This is a genomic window from Salmonella sp. SG203, from assembly GCF_013350575.1.
In the GTDB taxonomy this organism is placed as follows: Bacteria; Pseudomonadota; Gammaproteobacteria; order Enterobacterales; family Enterobacteriaceae; genus Salmonella; species Salmonella enterica.
The window spans coordinates 40,828-55,563 of record NZ_SNMT01000024.1 but is presented as its reverse complement, the minus strand read 5'-3'; the positions used below and the strand labels follow the sequence as shown (position 1 = coordinate 55,563).

Sequence of the window (14,736 nt, the reverse complement as noted above, 5' to 3'; positions counted from 1 at the left end):
TGATACCGATGATCCATAACTCATGCATGATGTACCTTGCGTTCTGCAGGGTCGTTATGTTGTTTTTAATTTTTGCTGTCATCTGGCATTTCCCTGGTTAACGGACATTTCCAGGCTACTCAGCCGTTGTTCATAATACTGGCGCGCCGTGAGTGCCAGTTGCTGACCGGCGATCACATTCCCCTGGCGAATCTGCTCTTTCAGATCGTTCAGCTGCCAGTTGATTTGAGATGTGGTTCGTACCAGTTCGCGTAACAGGTTATCCCCCTGCATTTCCTGCAGGTCAGTGAGGTATGCCGTATTCGCGTAGCGGCGGCCAGCCTCAAAGGATTCAAACTCCCTGGTGCTCATATATCCACGCGATTTTGCTTCCTTTGATGCTACCTGGTCGAAATAAGCTGCCGCGGAATCGGACTGAAGGGTTTCCGCCAGTGCCTTCCGGGTTGACTCATTCGGTGCGCTGTCAGCAATCAGCGACAGCTGGGGGTTCGATGCAGCATCTATGATGCCGTTATATTCATTCTGGAGACCAACGTAAGTGCGGCCGCTTTGGGTATTTACTTCTCCTTTCCCCAATGCCCGGCCAGCTGACGGTCGGGCGGTATTTTTCATGTAAGCAGTGGCAGCGTCGATCTGCTTCTGAGCCCATGTAAGGGCTGCCGGCGTGTCTGCTGTTCCTGCCCCGTAATAGACTGATCGAACCTGGCTGTCACCACCGGGGAGTTCGCCAACAGAAGGACAAACCGCAGTACCGCCAAAACGGGCATATTCTGCTTCGGTACAGTAGCCAGCGTGTATGGATGCACCGTCATAAGCTTCGCGCGCAGGGGAGGTGGCAGCAGCAGCCAGACGCTCCCGAATGTTACGATTACTGATACCGCCTCCCTTACTTAGCTTTGACGCTGTGGACATGGAGGTGTTTTTACTCTCTGTTGCTATCCCGGATGCAGATTCACTGCAGATAGAGTCAGGTACGGAGTAGCTCTGTCTGGCGTCTTCAAGACGCTGTGTTTCATTACCAAATATCATCTGTTGGCGGGTTGCCTGTCCATCCTGCGCGATAACCGTTGCGAGTTTTTCAGAATTCTGATTTATGGCGGTTCCTGTGGCCGTCTGCATGGTCAGTATTTCCCCCAGAACTCCCTGAATAGCAGCCATTTCTGGCAAAATTTGTGTGGTTACCGGGCGACTTTCCACCACTGTGACCGTGTAGGCCTGTGCCTGAATTGTGGCGCCGCTTATGGCTGCGATAAGCGCGGCAAGTAAATGTTTTCTGTGCATCTTGTTTTCTCCTGTCCTGGATCGATAACAAAGTCAGGAATACTGTCGTAGTTCCCTTCCGGAGGAAGGGGAGCGAGAGGGAAACACTGGAACCGTCGGGTGATGTAGCCCCTCCTGTTTCTGGTATCGATAACGCTGAATGAGCGACGTCTGACCCGTCTCAGGGTTGACGAATCGGTATCCATTACGGGCCAGTCTCCGGCGCTCAGAGCCGGGGCGCCAGGTATGGCTGGCCATAGCCAGGTGTTATCAGACATCAGTGGGGCCAGTGGAGACGGTAGTATCCACTGAATGACATGCAGAGCGTCAAACTCCGGAATATCCGGGATAGTGACCTGCCAGATGGCCGTTGTAATCAGACGTTCTGTTTTCCCGGGCAGAACAAGGCGGATTCCGGAAGCCTTTTCCTGCGCCTGCGCTCTTGCATCAGTGGCATACATCACCCTGGGACTGGGGGCTGGATTTAACCTGAAGTGCCGGGATGGCAGGGAGAATGAAAAGCTGTCCCCATCCACTTTAAGCTTTTTCAGGAATATCTGTCCTCTTGCTGGTCGACGGCAGCGGGGCGTGATATGGATTGTACACATCAGAGGTTGTATCCCTGTTGTCTGATGAGCTCAGTGGCCAGTTCTTCAATGACGTTGTCACTGTTATGTTGTTCTGCCCTGTGCTCAATGTACGATGTTGCCGAGCCTTGTCGGAAGTTCTCAGCCAGTATTTTGCGTGCGCGAACAGAGCCTAACGTTCTGGTCAGTATTTTGCGTAATGCACTGTCTTTGAGTGAGGAATTCAGCGCCCATAATTCATGAGGACCGACGGTAAATTTCAGTATGCGCGCGAGCGTGCCGCCTTTAACCCTGAATACCCCCAGTACAGGAACACCGCTGCCATCTGGCGCAGGCCCCTCCGGCATTTTCAGGAAGCGCCTGAGCATGAATTCAGGCACGTTGAAGTTATCCTTCAGAAACGGAATGTCCTCTGGCCGGTAACGCAACAGCCAGAGTGTGTTCGCTGATTTGAGAATACTTTCCGGGTAATCTTTAAGATATTGCGTACTTAATACAGTGCGGATACCAAATTTACGTTGTTCACGTTCCTGGGTATCCAGACCATCCCAGATGAAGTCAACACCTCTCGCATTATGCAGTTCATCATAAACTTTAGTTTTAACTTCCTGATCAAGCTGGTTAATACGTTTAAGTGCGATGTCATGGTATGTTCGTGGGAGATTTTTCAGCACCTCATCTTTATATTGCGGCAGGGTAAAATCACCACCGGCAATCTGTCCTGCAAGCAGATACATAATGCCGGTTTTCAGTCTGCCTGCCGGTGTCTTGTCACCTGCAACATTGTTCAGATCGACAGCGACAATCCTTGTTTCCGGATTCAGCATAAATCGGGTATGCCCGGACATCATGGGGTAGTCGTTATGCCCTTGATCAAGAGAACGTCGGATATAATCCAGAAGAGGTTCAGAGGAGCCATTACGCTGAACAGCCGCAAAAATATCTCTTATGCCTGGATTGCCCAGCAAGGCGGACATTTCTGACAACTGGGGCATAGCCTGATAATGTGCCCTCTGGGCGGCTGCAATAAAACCGGCATTGTGCAGCATATCGCGGACTTCAAACCAGGTGGCTGTTGCCCACCATTCAGTGTCATATTTTTCAGACAGACCAGATTCCTGAAGTGCCGTATCCACCAGTTCCTCGGTTGCGGCGCGATATAATCTGGGATTATTTTCACCATATTCTTTAAAGGCCAGATCAATTAACTGATTTATGATCTGCCGGGTATCTCCGGGGTTACAGGGTTGTCCTGTGCTGGTATCGATGCAGAGGGCGCACAGAACGGAAGACATGAAGTTCTTTTCTGGTGTAATGGGCTTTTTAGCCCCGTACATTACATCAAACAGGTTTCTGGTGTATTCCGGATCGTTACTCAGGATGATACCAACGGCTTCGTCCTTTCTTTCCTCGGGCAGGCTGTCGCGAATAAGCTGAACGAGCCCCTGAGCGCTGTATCCTTTATCGATATACGCAATGAAGGGCAGGTTTTTCTGCGCGGACGAAACCTGTATTTCTGACAACGTATTGATGAGAACAGATTTACCCAGACCGGGATCACCCGGCGCCAGCTCTGTATGTTTGTTTTGTTGGGATGATGCCAGACCCACTTCAAACGCGGCACCATCTTCTGTATGCAGCATCAGGTTTCCTTTTCCACGCCAGACCGTACCTGCCCGGTTCAGGGGGAAAAGTGAGAGCGCATGTGATAAAGGAGGATACAGTGGAACGGAACCAGAACCTGCGGATGCACCAAGAATGGTATTTACCCAGGCACGCCGGGGATCGCCAAACGTAGTTGTGGTACCGCATACGCCCCAGCCCTCTATGGCTGATTTGAGGATAGCCTGGTTTCGTACGCAGAGTTCACGTGTTTTTCCCCATGTGGAAGCAACGATGGTCATAATACAGACGGGGTCTTTTTCGTCCGTTGCGGACAGGGACATCACGGAGTCGTACATCGGGCGAACGGCACTGATAAAACTACTGTAAGTCAGAATAGTTTTCTTCAGTCCAAGGGCTTTCATCCCTCCGGGCATCAAATCCATCCGGATACGCCAGGGGACGGCGCGGGGGACAGCATGGACCAGTTTGTTAAAAGTTTGCAGATTTTGCGGTGCAAGCGTGATGGCGACCATTCCGTGCCAGAGTCCGCCTGCGCGTACCAGGTTGCCCATTGTTTCAGCCTGGGTGCTGAATAACTGCAGATGTAATGAAGGGGCGTGGAGTATGGAGTCATCATCTCCCCAGTGATATCCTGCTGGTTGTGCGTCTTCGGGCAGATGTGGTTGCCAGTTACGTGGTGTGCTGTCCCGCTCTGTTTCCCTGCGTATTTCCTGTCCGACTTCGTGTATATCCATCAGCCTGAGAAGCAGGCCATCAGATGAATGTCTCAGGGCCTGCTCCACGTTATCCAGAAAGGCATCATGGCGGATTTTCAGGGCCGATAATGTCCATTGCCATGGTGACTGGGCAAATCTGGATTTCGGAACACGTTTTGCCAGCTTCCTGATATGTTCATCATGGGCGGAGCGATCGCCGTTACTGACAAGGTCTGGTGCGCTCCAGATAGCCAGCCAGCAACGTTCCCTGACAAGCCAGGGGGAAAGCGTTGTTATTTTCTCATCCAGTACATCCTGTAACTGAATACCGGTGTTGGCAAGTGAACGCTTCTGGAGGGCGATCATATCAACAATCTCGTCCTTTCCACGTTCAGGATCACGCTCAAAAACAAAACTGATTTTATGACCACTGTTTTTATATGCCGTATTGAGGCTGTCACTCAGGTTGGCAATCAGCCATTCCAGTGTGCCACTTTCTGTCTGGCCAGGATCTTCATCCATTTCCCTGAAGGCACCGCTGACTTCAAAGACGGAGAGATATTCACCACGCTTTGTAACAGCAATATAGGGGGCCTCAAGCCATGGGCGTCGTTCATGATCCTGTTTATCCAGACCGATTACGGTGCGTAAATCACAATAGTCCACAAAACTGGTCGCGACGGAAAAACGGGATAACGTGTTTATACAGTCTTCTATCGCGAAGATGATACGGTTAATGTTCATGTGAGTGGGGTGCTCCAGAATTACGGGCGGAGAAAAAAGAGGGAGGAAGTCCGATTTTTTTTAATGCCACATCATGACGATGTGGCATGAAGAAAAATCAATCAACAAAGGCTTTTTCCGGAAATGAATCCGGTGTCAGAATCAGCGCAATTCCGTTCATTTTTTCCCTGAGTGAGGAACGCCGGGAAGGAGGATAACGGCGAAGAGCATCTGCAAAGTCTGCTGGCCGGAAGCTACAAAATTTATCTTCAACAGCCAGCCTGTTTTGCATAAGTGCGGTCAGTATTTCACGACCCTGCCGCACACGAGTTTTATCATCACTGAAAATTTCCTGTAATGCCCGGCGGTTCAGGGCAACGACAGTTGAAGGATGGAGATCAGGGAACCAGACTATTACTCCCTGTGCAGCGGCATAACCATTCAGAGCATGCCAGGCATGACAGAATGCACACAGTTCATAGGGGGCGCTGGTTTCATGCAACAGGTTCAGTTCATCTTCCGACAGTTTATCGGTACGGGTGATTTCGGCTTTGGGGACGTGACGAAGAGCAAGCCTTCTGGCAGATAGTTGTGTCTGCTTAAGCGACTGTTCTGCTGCTATCAGTGCTGTCAGGTATTTCTCTTTTTCATCTTTTGGGGCGGGTTCTCCGCGTTTCAGTAAACGCTCCAGATTTTCTGTTGTTTTGTGCAACCGGGCAGTCACATCGAGGATGTTGTCGGAAAGCTGTCTTAGAGGCCAGGATTCATCCAGCCGGAAGCGGTGTCTGACGGTCTGACGGCAGCAGGTACAGCGTCCTGGTGTTGTTAACTCCGGGGCCTGTAACAGTGGTTCCTGGGTATGTACCACGTCGGGGACCGGAAACGGGAATAACCATAAGTCCTTAATGTTTTGTGGCATGGGGGATCTCCGCGCTGCAGTAACGCTTAACAGCCTCCATAATGACTGAAGCGATTTCACGGGAGTAACACTCCGCAAAGACAAACTCCTGATTGTCCCGATTGTCTCGGGCAATAACGTTACCGTTTTCAGTTCGCAATAATGTGAAATTATCCAGATTCTTGGTATGCATACGTTGCTCCGGGGGGGACTGGGATTCGGATGAAAAGGCACCAGTGGTTTACCGGTGCCTTTGGAAGATTAATTTATCGTGGCCGGAGATATGCCCAACTGACGCTGTGAACGGTTCATCACTTCAGGGACGACAGCAAGTATCGCTCCAATGATGACGGACACTATGCAGCCGGCGAGACCAAGTCCATTCTGCTTACCCACTTTTTTGAATCCAAGCAGGCCACCAATGAACATCACAACACCGATAAGCTGAGCAATGTTCAGGGTGGAGCCTGTGGCACCTTTTGCTCCATCCCCCACGTTTCTGATCATGTCAACAAGATCACCATCAGCCATAACAGTACGGGGTAACAGCATTGCAGGAAGAAGTAGTAACAGACTGATAATTTTGTCGCGGCAGTTCATCAGAAAGATTTGTACGTAAATAAAAGCGGTGCAGACACGCGCCATCATGACACGAAGACGTGACATAGGTATCTCCTAGATAGATTGATTAAAAGGAATTAATAAAACTCAGAAGGCAAGGCCAATACTGGCCAGGATGGCATCAAGTACACGATCAATAAAAACCAGCAGAACACCGGCGATAAACTTAACGTTTCCTTTGCTGATGGTTTCGCTGGCGCTCAGTGATGTATGCCCGTCAAGCCCGGCTTTACGCCAGATTGAAATGCCACTCATTACGAATCCCACGCCAGCCAGCTTTGCCAGTGACAATACAGCGTTAGCAGCACCTGCAGCGGCACCAAATGACTGAGGTTGAACGTAAGCGATGGGGCCGAAAGAATCGGCACGAAACCCCATCTGAACCCCGCCAGCATTAATAATGGACGGGAGTGAGACCAGCATGGCGCAGGTAAAAAGCCCTCCAATAAATTTGCCAGGAGTCATGCGGGCGGGACCGTCAACCCGGGATCTGGCCAGATGTGCAATTAAACCAATAACCCCCAGAAATTCACCCCATGTGAACAAAAAATCCATTCCGGCACTGAAGATGCCATTGGCAAAGTGTTCTATCGCGGTCAGGGCATCTGTATTCATCAGCGTAATGTCCCGCCGGAGGTGATAATGGTTCGGGAGCCAGGGTCAATTCGTGTGATGGTCACTTTCCCAAGTTTGTCTCCTTCGCGTACAGCCCATGTACTTCCCTGCCAGCGAATCCATGCCATGCCGTTTTCCATGGACATAATTTTCATTCCTGCAACCGGAGAAGGGACTTTTTTTACAGGGGAATGTGAAACGCTGGTCGTTTCTGCCGTGGTTTTCTGGTTTATTACGCCGTTCAGCCGGGTACGGATCTCATCCAGCTGACGCCGCGTTTCCTGCGCATAGTCTTCGTCTTTTTTTATGGCCTCACTGAGTTTGTTTATACTGTCCCGGAGCATATTCAGTGTTCCCTGGATTTTTTCGTCACGATTATCCAGTTCCGTTTTCAGATCCCGGGCAAGCTGATTCATATCACTGGCAGAAGCCTGTGGCTGCGGGAGGTCCGTTGCCATGACAGGGGAAGCGGAAGACGCAGGGGACTGCCACGTCTGCATGTTGTTATTCATATCATTAAACGGCGGGGCTGACTGCTGACCGGCTGTGGGCGTATTCAGAAACAGATACCAGATAGCGGCCAGAAGAAGAACTGCACAGAATCCCCACATTGTCGGGCTTATTCCCCATATCGGGCGTTTCCAGACGGGAAGCCGTACCTCATCTGTTTCGCCGAAGCTGCCTGTTTCATCATGCTCTGTTTCAGATCTCATTGCGGAATCTCCTGTGGTTCATCATAACGGCGCTGCATTTCTGCTCTTCTGCGTTCTATTGCTGCTTCCAGCCTGTGCCGGGTTTGTTGCTCTGCTTCCGCCAGTGTGGCAGGACGATTGTCTGGCTGAAAGGAAGGAGTACCCGTTGCATCAGCCTGGATGCTGTTACTCATGACCGGATCAACAAACAAAACTGAAACCACTTCGTGTTGTGACACCGTCACCTGTTTATAAGGTTCACTTTCTGCCTGACGGGTCAGGATTTGACTTCCTTTCTCGGCCATACCACCGGCAATGACGCCGGTAACCGCTTTACCGTCCGGCATCCCAACACGGCCAGTGACACTGCCATAATTTCCCTGAATAACCTGTGTGTTGGCATCCTTATAAAGGGTGCCTACTCCCCCCAGTCCCCCCAGAATTGATGGCAGAACAATATGTTTAAACCAGCGATTGTTTACACTGGTGGCAACAGATGACATCAGGTTATCCTCCCGCTGAGCATACGCATTGATCTTCAGACTCATGCCATTCCAGCTCATCCGGTCGAAATGGATCTCAACACCATCTCCAGCCAGTTTTACGCCCGGACTGTACAGTACGGCACCAGCCCACTGGCCGGCAGGAATGGAGGCAATAACCCTGGATGATGGATTATCAGAATCCACGGCTGTGATGATATAGGCAGGTACGCGGGTTAATGCCGGTATCAGTTGTATGCCCTGGTCAGCAGCAGACCTTGAAAGGCTGGCATTCTGTAATCCGAATCGTTGTCTGCCACTTTGTTCCGCTGTTTCTGCAGGTGGTCTGTTCCACATTGCCGCTGCTGTGGTAGGAGCATTACCGGCGGTTTGCTGCGCATTTATTCTGGCAATCAGTTTCTGTAGTCGCTCAACACGTTTTTCTCCGGCGGTGCGATCTTCCGGTACAGGCCTTTCTGGCGGTTGTGGTCTGTTTTTTTCCGGTTCGTGCACAGGTGACTGCTGTTTTTCTGATGTGTCCGGTACATCAAGCCCCTGCGGAAGGCTGGCAATGAAAGTCTGATTATTACGGATTGCAGCTGCAGCGCCACGTTCATTATCAGCCTGTAATAATTCACGATAATGTGGTGTTTCTGTCACATGACGTCCACCGCCGTTCATTGTGCTGTTAATGTTCACGGCAGACTGCACGTCGCTGTCACTCTGCGTTAACCAGGACAGGGCAAAATAGCCACCGCCAAACAAAACGATGGCACCCAGTCCCGACAGAGCAAAGAGTTTCTTGCCGGATTTACCGGCATCCTGTTCAGCACTCATGATTACTCCAGTTCTGGTGTCACGTGAACAGACTGGCCATTCACAGAGAAAGTCAGTAGTGGGGTGACGGGAAGTTTCCAGAGATGTGTACCGTCCGCAGAGGACAATGTCTGCTCAAATTCGTCCCGTAGCATCGCACGGGAGCGAACCAGAAGATCATCACCTTGTTGCCAGATTGTTGTATCCGGGACGTTACCGGTAAATTTAAGCCTTCTTACTGACGGATCGCGGGGAGGTACACCATCCAGAAATGCCTGTAGTGTGGCATCATGCAGAGCTATTTTGTCTGCCGGAACGTTTACCACCGGTCTGGTCGGTCCCTGTCGTGGAATACGCAGATCAAGACGGCTGTCCATTTCCTGGCTGGCGACCTGTGTATCTGTCTCGCCACTGGTTACGTTCAGAATGACCGGGACCGACAGGCCTTTCAGATAGATTGATATGTTTCCTGATGCCCACGGACGCAGTGGCGTGACTGTGACCATATTCCCGTTGTACTGCACATCAAAGAGTTTTGGTGCCGCATTATAGGGTGGGTCTGATTGCGGCCATGGAGAGCCGTTAATGTCGGTAAACGTCACCACGCTCAGGTTATTCATGGCTGTACGAACCAGCGGAAGACTGGCTCCCGGTGACAGGTTGACCGTCAGCGAACTGATGCGGGGGACGATACTTGTCACCGGGGCGCTGATGGCTCTTTCATTGTCAGCCATCAGGCTGCGTAACTCGCGGATCTCATTCGCTGACAGTTCAGAGTCCAGTCGGGCAGTTTCCTTAACCAGCGGGCTGGTTTGTTCGGGAGCAGGGAGCTCTCCCCTGACCAGCGTGGCAGGAACACCGCCTGTATTCGCCACCGGTGGCGCATTTTCGCTGGCGGTGGTCTTATTCGGGGGGGGAGTTCGGGCGTTTTGCCACCCGGCATTATCTGCAGATGCGGCAGTGCCGCACACAAGGAGCAGTGCGCTAAGAATATGGCGTGATCGCATATTGTTTTCTCAGTTCTAACCGGCGTTACGGGAGATCATCTGTCTGATTTCCATACCGGAAGGTTTCAGGCGGGGGTCAACTCGCTGGATAGTCATTTCAAAAATGAAGGACTGTTCCGGTTTACTGACAGTCTGGCCAACCAGGCGCATTTTTACAGGATACTGAAAAGTCCAGAACCAGACGCCGTTGTTCAGTTGTCCCTGGCGGACCAGTACACCGGCGCCGATAGTTGCTGTCAGGTTCATTTTCTCTTTCTTGATCGTGTCAAGAATATTAGATGCCTGTAACGCATTCACGTATCCGGCAAATCCTTTATCTAAAAAACGAGGGGCCAACGCAGATATCTGTGAGCGGTAATGAACAAAGTCCAGATTAAAAGCCATGCTCAGGGTTTCGCTGCCAAAAGACATTACGTCATTCTGGCTCCATCCTGGCTGGCTTGTCGGTGCCAGACGCACCAGACGTCCGTTATCTGTTGCAAAGTATTCACGTTCAACGTTCGTGGAACGCAAGTACTGCACACCATTGCCGGCAAGGCTGATAAGCAGCGCTGTACCTGTACATAACAGCGCTTTCAGCAGCCCGGGTACCAGGTTGGCACGTTGCTCTGCCTGCTTCATGACTCTGATGGTTCTCATCAGTGTGGCCTGATCAGGCTCTTGAGGTTGCAGGACCGGAGGAGATTGATTTTCTGCGCTCATGGGGTTCTCAGTTAAATGTTGTGATCTTTCCAGGGATCAATATTTCCTGGTAGTTTCTCGTTAACTTTGTCCACGACAGCATCACAGACCTGGTTTTCCAGTTGAGAAAGGATGTCGTCCAGGCTGGGAAACTGAGGAATATTCACACTGATTTTTTTGATTCTGGACAGACAGGACTGCAGGGATGAGGAAACATCGTTTTCACGTTGTGACCATGCATCCGCAGCTGCTCGTGCTCGCTCATATCCTGTATCACTTCCGGCCTGTGCCGCGTTTCCCGCACGACAGGTAGCAGCACCGGCTGAGGAGGAAATCAGAATAAGGCCGGATACCACGGCAACCATAGATTTATGCATGTTCATATAGCTTCCTTACCGGTTCATCGACCGGGGCTGTGGGAGAGATCCTGATGCAGAGTTTTTTCCTGTCTGCCCTCCGGCTTTTGGCTGTCTGACCATTGTTGCCATGACTGCTCAAAACCCAGGTTACGGTACAGTTCGTTGGGTTGCTGATCCGGGTTATATACAGCCGCAAAAAGTGGTTCTTCCCGGGTTTTCAGATGAAACTGCATGAGTTCCGGTGCTGGCCTGGATGTGCTGTCGGCATCATGGTTTACGGCTTCACCATAGCCGGCAAACCGCAAGCCTTTGTCTGTCAGCGCGTTGATAACCAACTGACTGTTATCAGCAGAAGGTGTGGCCAGTGCGGGATACAGCGTACCGTTAAGGCGGACCACTCCCTGCAGGTTATCTTCTGCGCTCTGTACCAGTAGCAGATTGAGCTGACGGGTTTCCTTATCCACAGATCCCAGTACCGGGATCAGTTTTTCAGGTGCATCACCATTTGCCTCTGTTACCCTGTTTGAATCGAGTGAGGCAGATACAGGGTGTCTGTCCGGACCAAGGAAAAAATGTGATTCTGTATTTTCAGGCATCCGTAGTTCTTTCATTTCTTCCGGCCATCCCTGGCGCATCTGCTCAATAACACTCCTGAAGGTTTCTACCGGAAACGCCTGAATTTGCTGACCGCTCTCAGGATTATCATGGGAGACTGAAATACCGTTATTGACTGACTCCATGCGCCAGTTATTACGAAGGCGTACCCTGGTTTCGCCAGGGAGCGTGAACTGCTCGCGGTTCTGAAGTGTCAGGGTGACCACAGAACCTTTCTGATGTTGTTTAACCAGGTCTTCCAGTTGTTGTCCCCAGTAGATTTTGCTACCACTGCGATTTTTCAGTTCAACAAAGAAACTTTCACCTTTGCCCGGGGCGTATTCGGCACGACCAAAATTATTCAGAACGGCGGTGACACTTTCGCCAGGGTTAAGTTTCCCTGGCGGCTCTTCGGCTGGCACCTGAGTATCCGGCTGGTCCGGTTCTGCAGGAGAGGTCGTCAGAGATCCCGATGCAGGAGCAGGTTTTACTGCAGAAGCAGTCGGTTGTGGCCCTGTCGCAGTTTTCTGAACATTCTCCTGAGTCGGTTCTGGCATGGCCGGCTGTGCGGGGGTGTTCAGGTTAAGATCAGGAGTAGGTTGGTGAGTGACGATCGTATCATGGCTGCTGGCTACCTCCTGACGTAATTTTTCAAGTTCAGCGCGCTGATCCGGTAATTTCATCCGTACATCGATATTGTTATCGATGATCAACTGCATCGCTTTTTTCTTAAAGGCGTCACTGCCGGTCAGTTCAATAACACCACCATAAAACTTTGTGGCTACTGCGAGTGCGGCCAGTACACATCGGTTGTCCTCGCTGGCACCATTGACCATTTCCAGCCTGTTACCCCGGTCAATAAATGCAGGGGTATCATCCAGACGGTACAGAACTGTTTTGTCCGGTTGCGTTTCCCACTTCAGCTCTTTAAGGATTTCGGCCATGTCGGGAGATACAGGGGCATCAGGACGACGGGGACCACAGACGATACTGTCCGCTTCCTGTGTTGATGACTCGACATCAGATTCAGATGATATGTCTGACGTGTTGTTTTCATTCGCCTCAGCTTTCACCGTCCTGCGTGAGAAAAAACCGCGTGCTTTTTCCATGAATGAAGGAGCACTTCCGGGTTCCTGTGTTTCCGTTAAATTCGTTGGAGTGCTGGTTTGTTCGGGGGCCGGGCCATTCCGGTCTGAAGGTTTTTCTGTCTGTACTCCAGCTGTATCAGGAATATCAGGTTGAGTGGCGAAATCTCCGGCTTCCTGCAGTTGCTCAGGAGATTCGCTGGTCATCATCATTTCCTGATATGCGCGGTAATCTTCATGGTTATCGGGGGCTTCAGACACAGGAAGGTACGACTCAGGCTGAAGCGGGACGTCTTCAGGAGAATGTGCCACAATCTCTTCCTGTGAGGCGGTGGCCGTCGTTGATGGCGAACCCTCTTTCTCACTCTGTCCTGCAGGTGAAGTTCCAGCGTCAGGGAGTGGGGAGGTTTCTGATGAGCGGACTGGTTCAGTAATGCCCGATTCTGGTAGTTTCTGAATATGTTCAAACGTCTGGTCGTTTTCGGCGGTTGCGGTAGCCATGGCAGGGTCAGCCGGTGTCTCCCCGGCGGCATTGTCTGGTTTTGTACTGTCAGCCACGGGAGCGGGCTGTATTTCCGGCTGCGGTTCAGGTGGCTGTGGTTCTGCCGTCGGTTCCGTTAATGCCGGTGCCGGCGTTTCAGATTCTGTTATCGTCGGGTTATCCATGGTTTGCTCCTCAGACTGGACGGGGGTGAACGTCAGTGGGCCGACAGTGAATGCCTCACGTACGTCGTGCGTGTCCTGGAAATTTGTTCTGACGCCCAGTTCGCGCAACTGTACGTTGATTATCCGGCGGAATGTGTCACGGCCCCGGGCTGTGTCTAGATCGTTGAAATCAGTGAGTTTCTGTGCCTTCTCATCCTCAGTAAATGCCGGGATGATGACCTCTCCCCCATTCAGTTCAGCAGCCTTTATTGCGCTGAGAACGCCTTTGTTCTCCGGCTCTCCGGTCTGTGGGTTTTGCAGGTGATGGTCGTTATCGGCGCAGAAAATAAACGGACTGTCAGGCCAGACGGTTCGGGCATTCTGGCCAACGGCAATCAGGTTGCCGGCATCGATACACATCAGTACCGGCAGGCCTGTGGACTCATGCAGTGACGCTGCGGTGGCATAGCCTTCGGCAAACAGCAGTGGCTGACCGTTTACGGGAGAACCCAGGGTGAACCAGTTACCGGTTTTTTCTGCGTCTTTCAGCAGCCGGGCATCTTTCCCGCCCGTTTCCGGAATGCGCTGGTAGGTACGGATTCTCCCCTGTACATTGCTGAACGGGATAACCAGTTCACCTCCGGGATTGATACGTACGCCCGGCGCTGCCGTGACGCCCTTGCGTGTCAGATAGGGACTGGTGGTAGCCTGTGGCAGACGGGAGACGTAGCGGGCAGCATATCCGGCCTGACGGTTATACTGCTGTGCCTGTGCTCTCGCGCTGTCCTCCCGGTTCTGTTGCGCCTGCGCCTTCAGATGGAGGCGGGCCAGCGGATCTATTTTGTCACCGCCGGAAAATACCCAGCGGGTCACCTCCGTATCGCCGCTACGGTAATCCCGGTACCAGCCGGCGGGCTGGCCATCAAGAAATGCTTTATAGACGCCGCTTTTCACGCCCTTTTTATCGGCCTTTGTAGGTACCCGGTGCAGGGCACCGTCCATGACGGGAAGCCCTTTGATAATCAGACCGGCTTTCTCGAGTTCCTGGGCAAACTCGGTGACAGGATCACTGTCATTCGTGGAAAAATTCTGTGGACGAGGGAGCCATTCATCCAGCAGGGAGAGTTCCACGCCGGGTTGGGCATACCACAGCTTATGTTCGTTGTCCCAGGCAACCGCTTTCTGTCCATTGACCGGCGGGTGGGCATTGCGGGCGAGCTCGCGCTCATCAGGAGGCACGGCAAGCCAGGTTCTGTAACGGGCTTTCATGTCAGTACTCCATGAAAAATGATCGAGAGCTGGCAGGCCGAAGGAACGGCAGGCTGTACACGATCAGGAGGTAAATGAGAG

Annotated in this window: 13 protein-coding genes; all 13 read right to left on the bottom strand. The window is 51.7% G+C overall.

Features of this window, described 5'->3' with window-relative positions; all coding sequences use genetic code 11:
- Positions 1 to 78: 78 nt before the first annotated feature.
- Entirely contained in the window at positions 79 to 1,281 is a 1,203-nt protein-coding gene (gene traW / locus HV477_RS23260) for a conjugal transfer protein TraW (protein WP_154715062.1), read from the bottom strand.
- Positions 1,239 to 1,721, bottom strand: coding sequence for a conjugal transfer protein TraV (locus HV477_RS23255; protein WP_301337428.1), 483 nt, complete (start codon positions 1,719 to 1,721; stop codon positions 1,239 to 1,241). Before HV477_RS23255 ends, traW begins: the two co-directional genes overlap by 43 nt.
- Before the next feature lie 146 nt (positions 1,722 to 1,867).
- Positions 1,868 to 4,912, bottom strand: a complete 3,045-nt coding sequence (locus tag HV477_RS23250) for an ATP-binding protein (RefSeq protein WP_154715060.1) — start codon at positions 4,910 to 4,912, stop codon at positions 1,868 to 1,870.
- A gap of 97 nt (positions 4,913 to 5,009) precedes the next feature.
- A complete protein-coding gene (locus HV477_RS23245; RefSeq protein ID WP_080102227.1) occupies positions 5,010 to 5,810 on the bottom strand; it encodes a conjugal transfer protein TraT in 801 nt (266 codons plus the stop codon).
- On the bottom strand, positions 5,794 to 5,982 hold the full coding sequence (locus tag HV477_RS23240) for a hypothetical protein (RefSeq protein WP_000556965.1): 189 nt from the start codon (positions 5,980 to 5,982) through the stop codon (positions 5,794 to 5,796). Before HV477_RS23240 ends, HV477_RS23245 begins: the two co-directional genes overlap by 17 nt.
- Before the next feature lie 68 nt (positions 5,983 to 6,050).
- Positions 6,051 to 6,455, bottom strand: a complete 405-nt coding sequence (locus HV477_RS23235) for a DUF6750 family protein (RefSeq protein ID WP_080102228.1) — start codon at positions 6,453 to 6,455, stop codon at positions 6,051 to 6,053.
- Positions 6,456 to 6,497: 42 nt separating this feature from the next.
- Positions 6,498 to 7,025 carry a conjugal transfer protein TraQ gene (gene traQ, locus HV477_RS23230; RefSeq protein WP_080102229.1) on the bottom strand — a complete coding sequence of 176 codons (528 nt, stop codon included), beginning with the start codon at positions 7,023 to 7,025 and terminating at the stop codon, positions 6,498 to 6,500.
- Positions 7,025 to 7,738 carry a conjugal transfer protein TraP gene (traP, locus tag HV477_RS23225; RefSeq protein WP_080102230.1) on the bottom strand — a complete coding sequence of 238 codons (714 nt, stop codon included), beginning with the start codon at positions 7,736 to 7,738 and terminating at the stop codon, positions 7,025 to 7,027. The genes traQ and traP overlap by 1 nt, the downstream gene beginning before the upstream one ends.
- Positions 7,735 to 9,036, bottom strand: a complete 1,302-nt coding sequence (gene traO / locus HV477_RS23220; protein ID WP_154715059.1) for a conjugal transfer protein TraO — start codon at positions 9,034 to 9,036, stop codon at positions 7,735 to 7,737. The genes traP and traO overlap by 4 nt, the downstream gene beginning before the upstream one ends.
- A gap of 2 nt (positions 9,037 to 9,038) precedes the next feature.
- Positions 9,039 to 10,022 carry a DotH/IcmK family type IV secretion protein gene (locus tag HV477_RS23215; RefSeq protein WP_154715058.1) on the bottom strand — a complete coding sequence of 328 codons (984 nt, stop codon included), beginning with the start codon at positions 10,020 to 10,022 and terminating at the stop codon, positions 9,039 to 9,041.
- A gap of 15 nt (positions 10,023 to 10,037) precedes the next feature.
- The gene (locus HV477_RS23210) at positions 10,038 to 10,661 is read right to left on the bottom strand and encodes a DotI/IcmL family type IV secretion protein (protein WP_253743170.1); all 624 of its coding nucleotides are present in this window, start codon (positions 10,659 to 10,661) and stop codon (positions 10,038 to 10,040) included.
- Positions 10,662 to 10,735: 74 nt separating this feature from the next.
- The gene (locus HV477_RS23205; RefSeq protein ID WP_080102233.1) at positions 10,736 to 11,086 is read right to left on the bottom strand and encodes a conjugal transfer protein; all 351 of its coding nucleotides are present in this window, start codon (positions 11,084 to 11,086) and stop codon (positions 10,736 to 10,738) included.
- A 17-nt stretch (positions 11,087 to 11,103) separates the two neighbouring features.
- Positions 11,104 to 14,655: an LPD7 domain-containing protein gene (locus HV477_RS23200; RefSeq protein WP_154715057.1), complete on the bottom strand. Its 3,552-nt coding sequence runs from the start codon at positions 14,653 to 14,655 to the stop codon at positions 11,104 to 11,106.
- Positions 14,656 to 14,736 lie beyond the last annotated feature (81 nt).

Bases quoted from the DNA above. Each gene is read 5' to 3' on its own strand.
- traP (WP_080102230.1), bottom strand. From the start codon at position 7,738: ATGAGATCTGAAACAGAGCATGATGAAACAGGCAGCTTCGGCGAAACA.
- traO (WP_154715059.1), bottom strand. From the start codon at position 9,036: ATGAGTGCTGAACAGGATGCCGGTAAATCCGGCAAGAAACTCTTTGCT.
- HV477_RS23240 (WP_000556965.1), bottom strand. From the start codon at position 5,982: ATGCATACCAAGAATCTGGATAATTTCACATTATTGCGAACTGAAAAC.
- HV477_RS23200 (WP_154715057.1), bottom strand. From the start codon at position 14,655: ATGAAAGCCCGTTACAGAACCTGGCTTGCCGTGCCTCCTGATGAGCGC.
- traQ (WP_080102229.1), bottom strand. From the start codon at position 7,025: ATGAATACAGATGCCCTGACCGCGATAGAACACTTTGCCAATGGCATC.
- HV477_RS23250 (WP_154715060.1), bottom strand. From the start codon at position 4,912: ATGAACATTAACCGTATCATCTTCGCGATAGAAGACTGTATAAACACG.
- HV477_RS23215 (WP_154715058.1), bottom strand. From the start codon at position 10,022: ATGCGATCACGCCATATTCTTAGCGCACTGCTCCTTGTGTGCGGCACT.
- HV477_RS23245 (WP_080102227.1), bottom strand. From the start codon at position 5,810: ATGCCACAAAACATTAAGGACTTATGGTTATTCCCGTTTCCGGTCCCC.
- HV477_RS23210 (WP_253743170.1), bottom strand. From the start codon at position 10,661: ATGAGAACCATCAGAGTCATGAAGCAGGCAGAGCAACGTGCCAACCTG.
- HV477_RS23205 (WP_080102233.1), bottom strand. From the start codon at position 11,086: ATGAACATGCATAAATCTATGGTTGCCGTGGTATCCGGCCTTATTCTG.
- traW (WP_154715062.1), bottom strand. From the start codon at position 1,281: ATGCACAGAAAACATTTACTTGCCGCGCTTATCGCAGCCATAAGCGGC.
- HV477_RS23255 (WP_301337428.1), bottom strand. From the start codon at position 1,721: ATGTATGCCACTGATGCAAGAGCGCAGGCGCAGGAAAAGGCTTCCGGA.
- HV477_RS23235 (WP_080102228.1), bottom strand. From the start codon at position 6,455: ATGTCACGTCTTCGTGTCATGATGGCGCGTGTCTGCACCGCTTTTATT.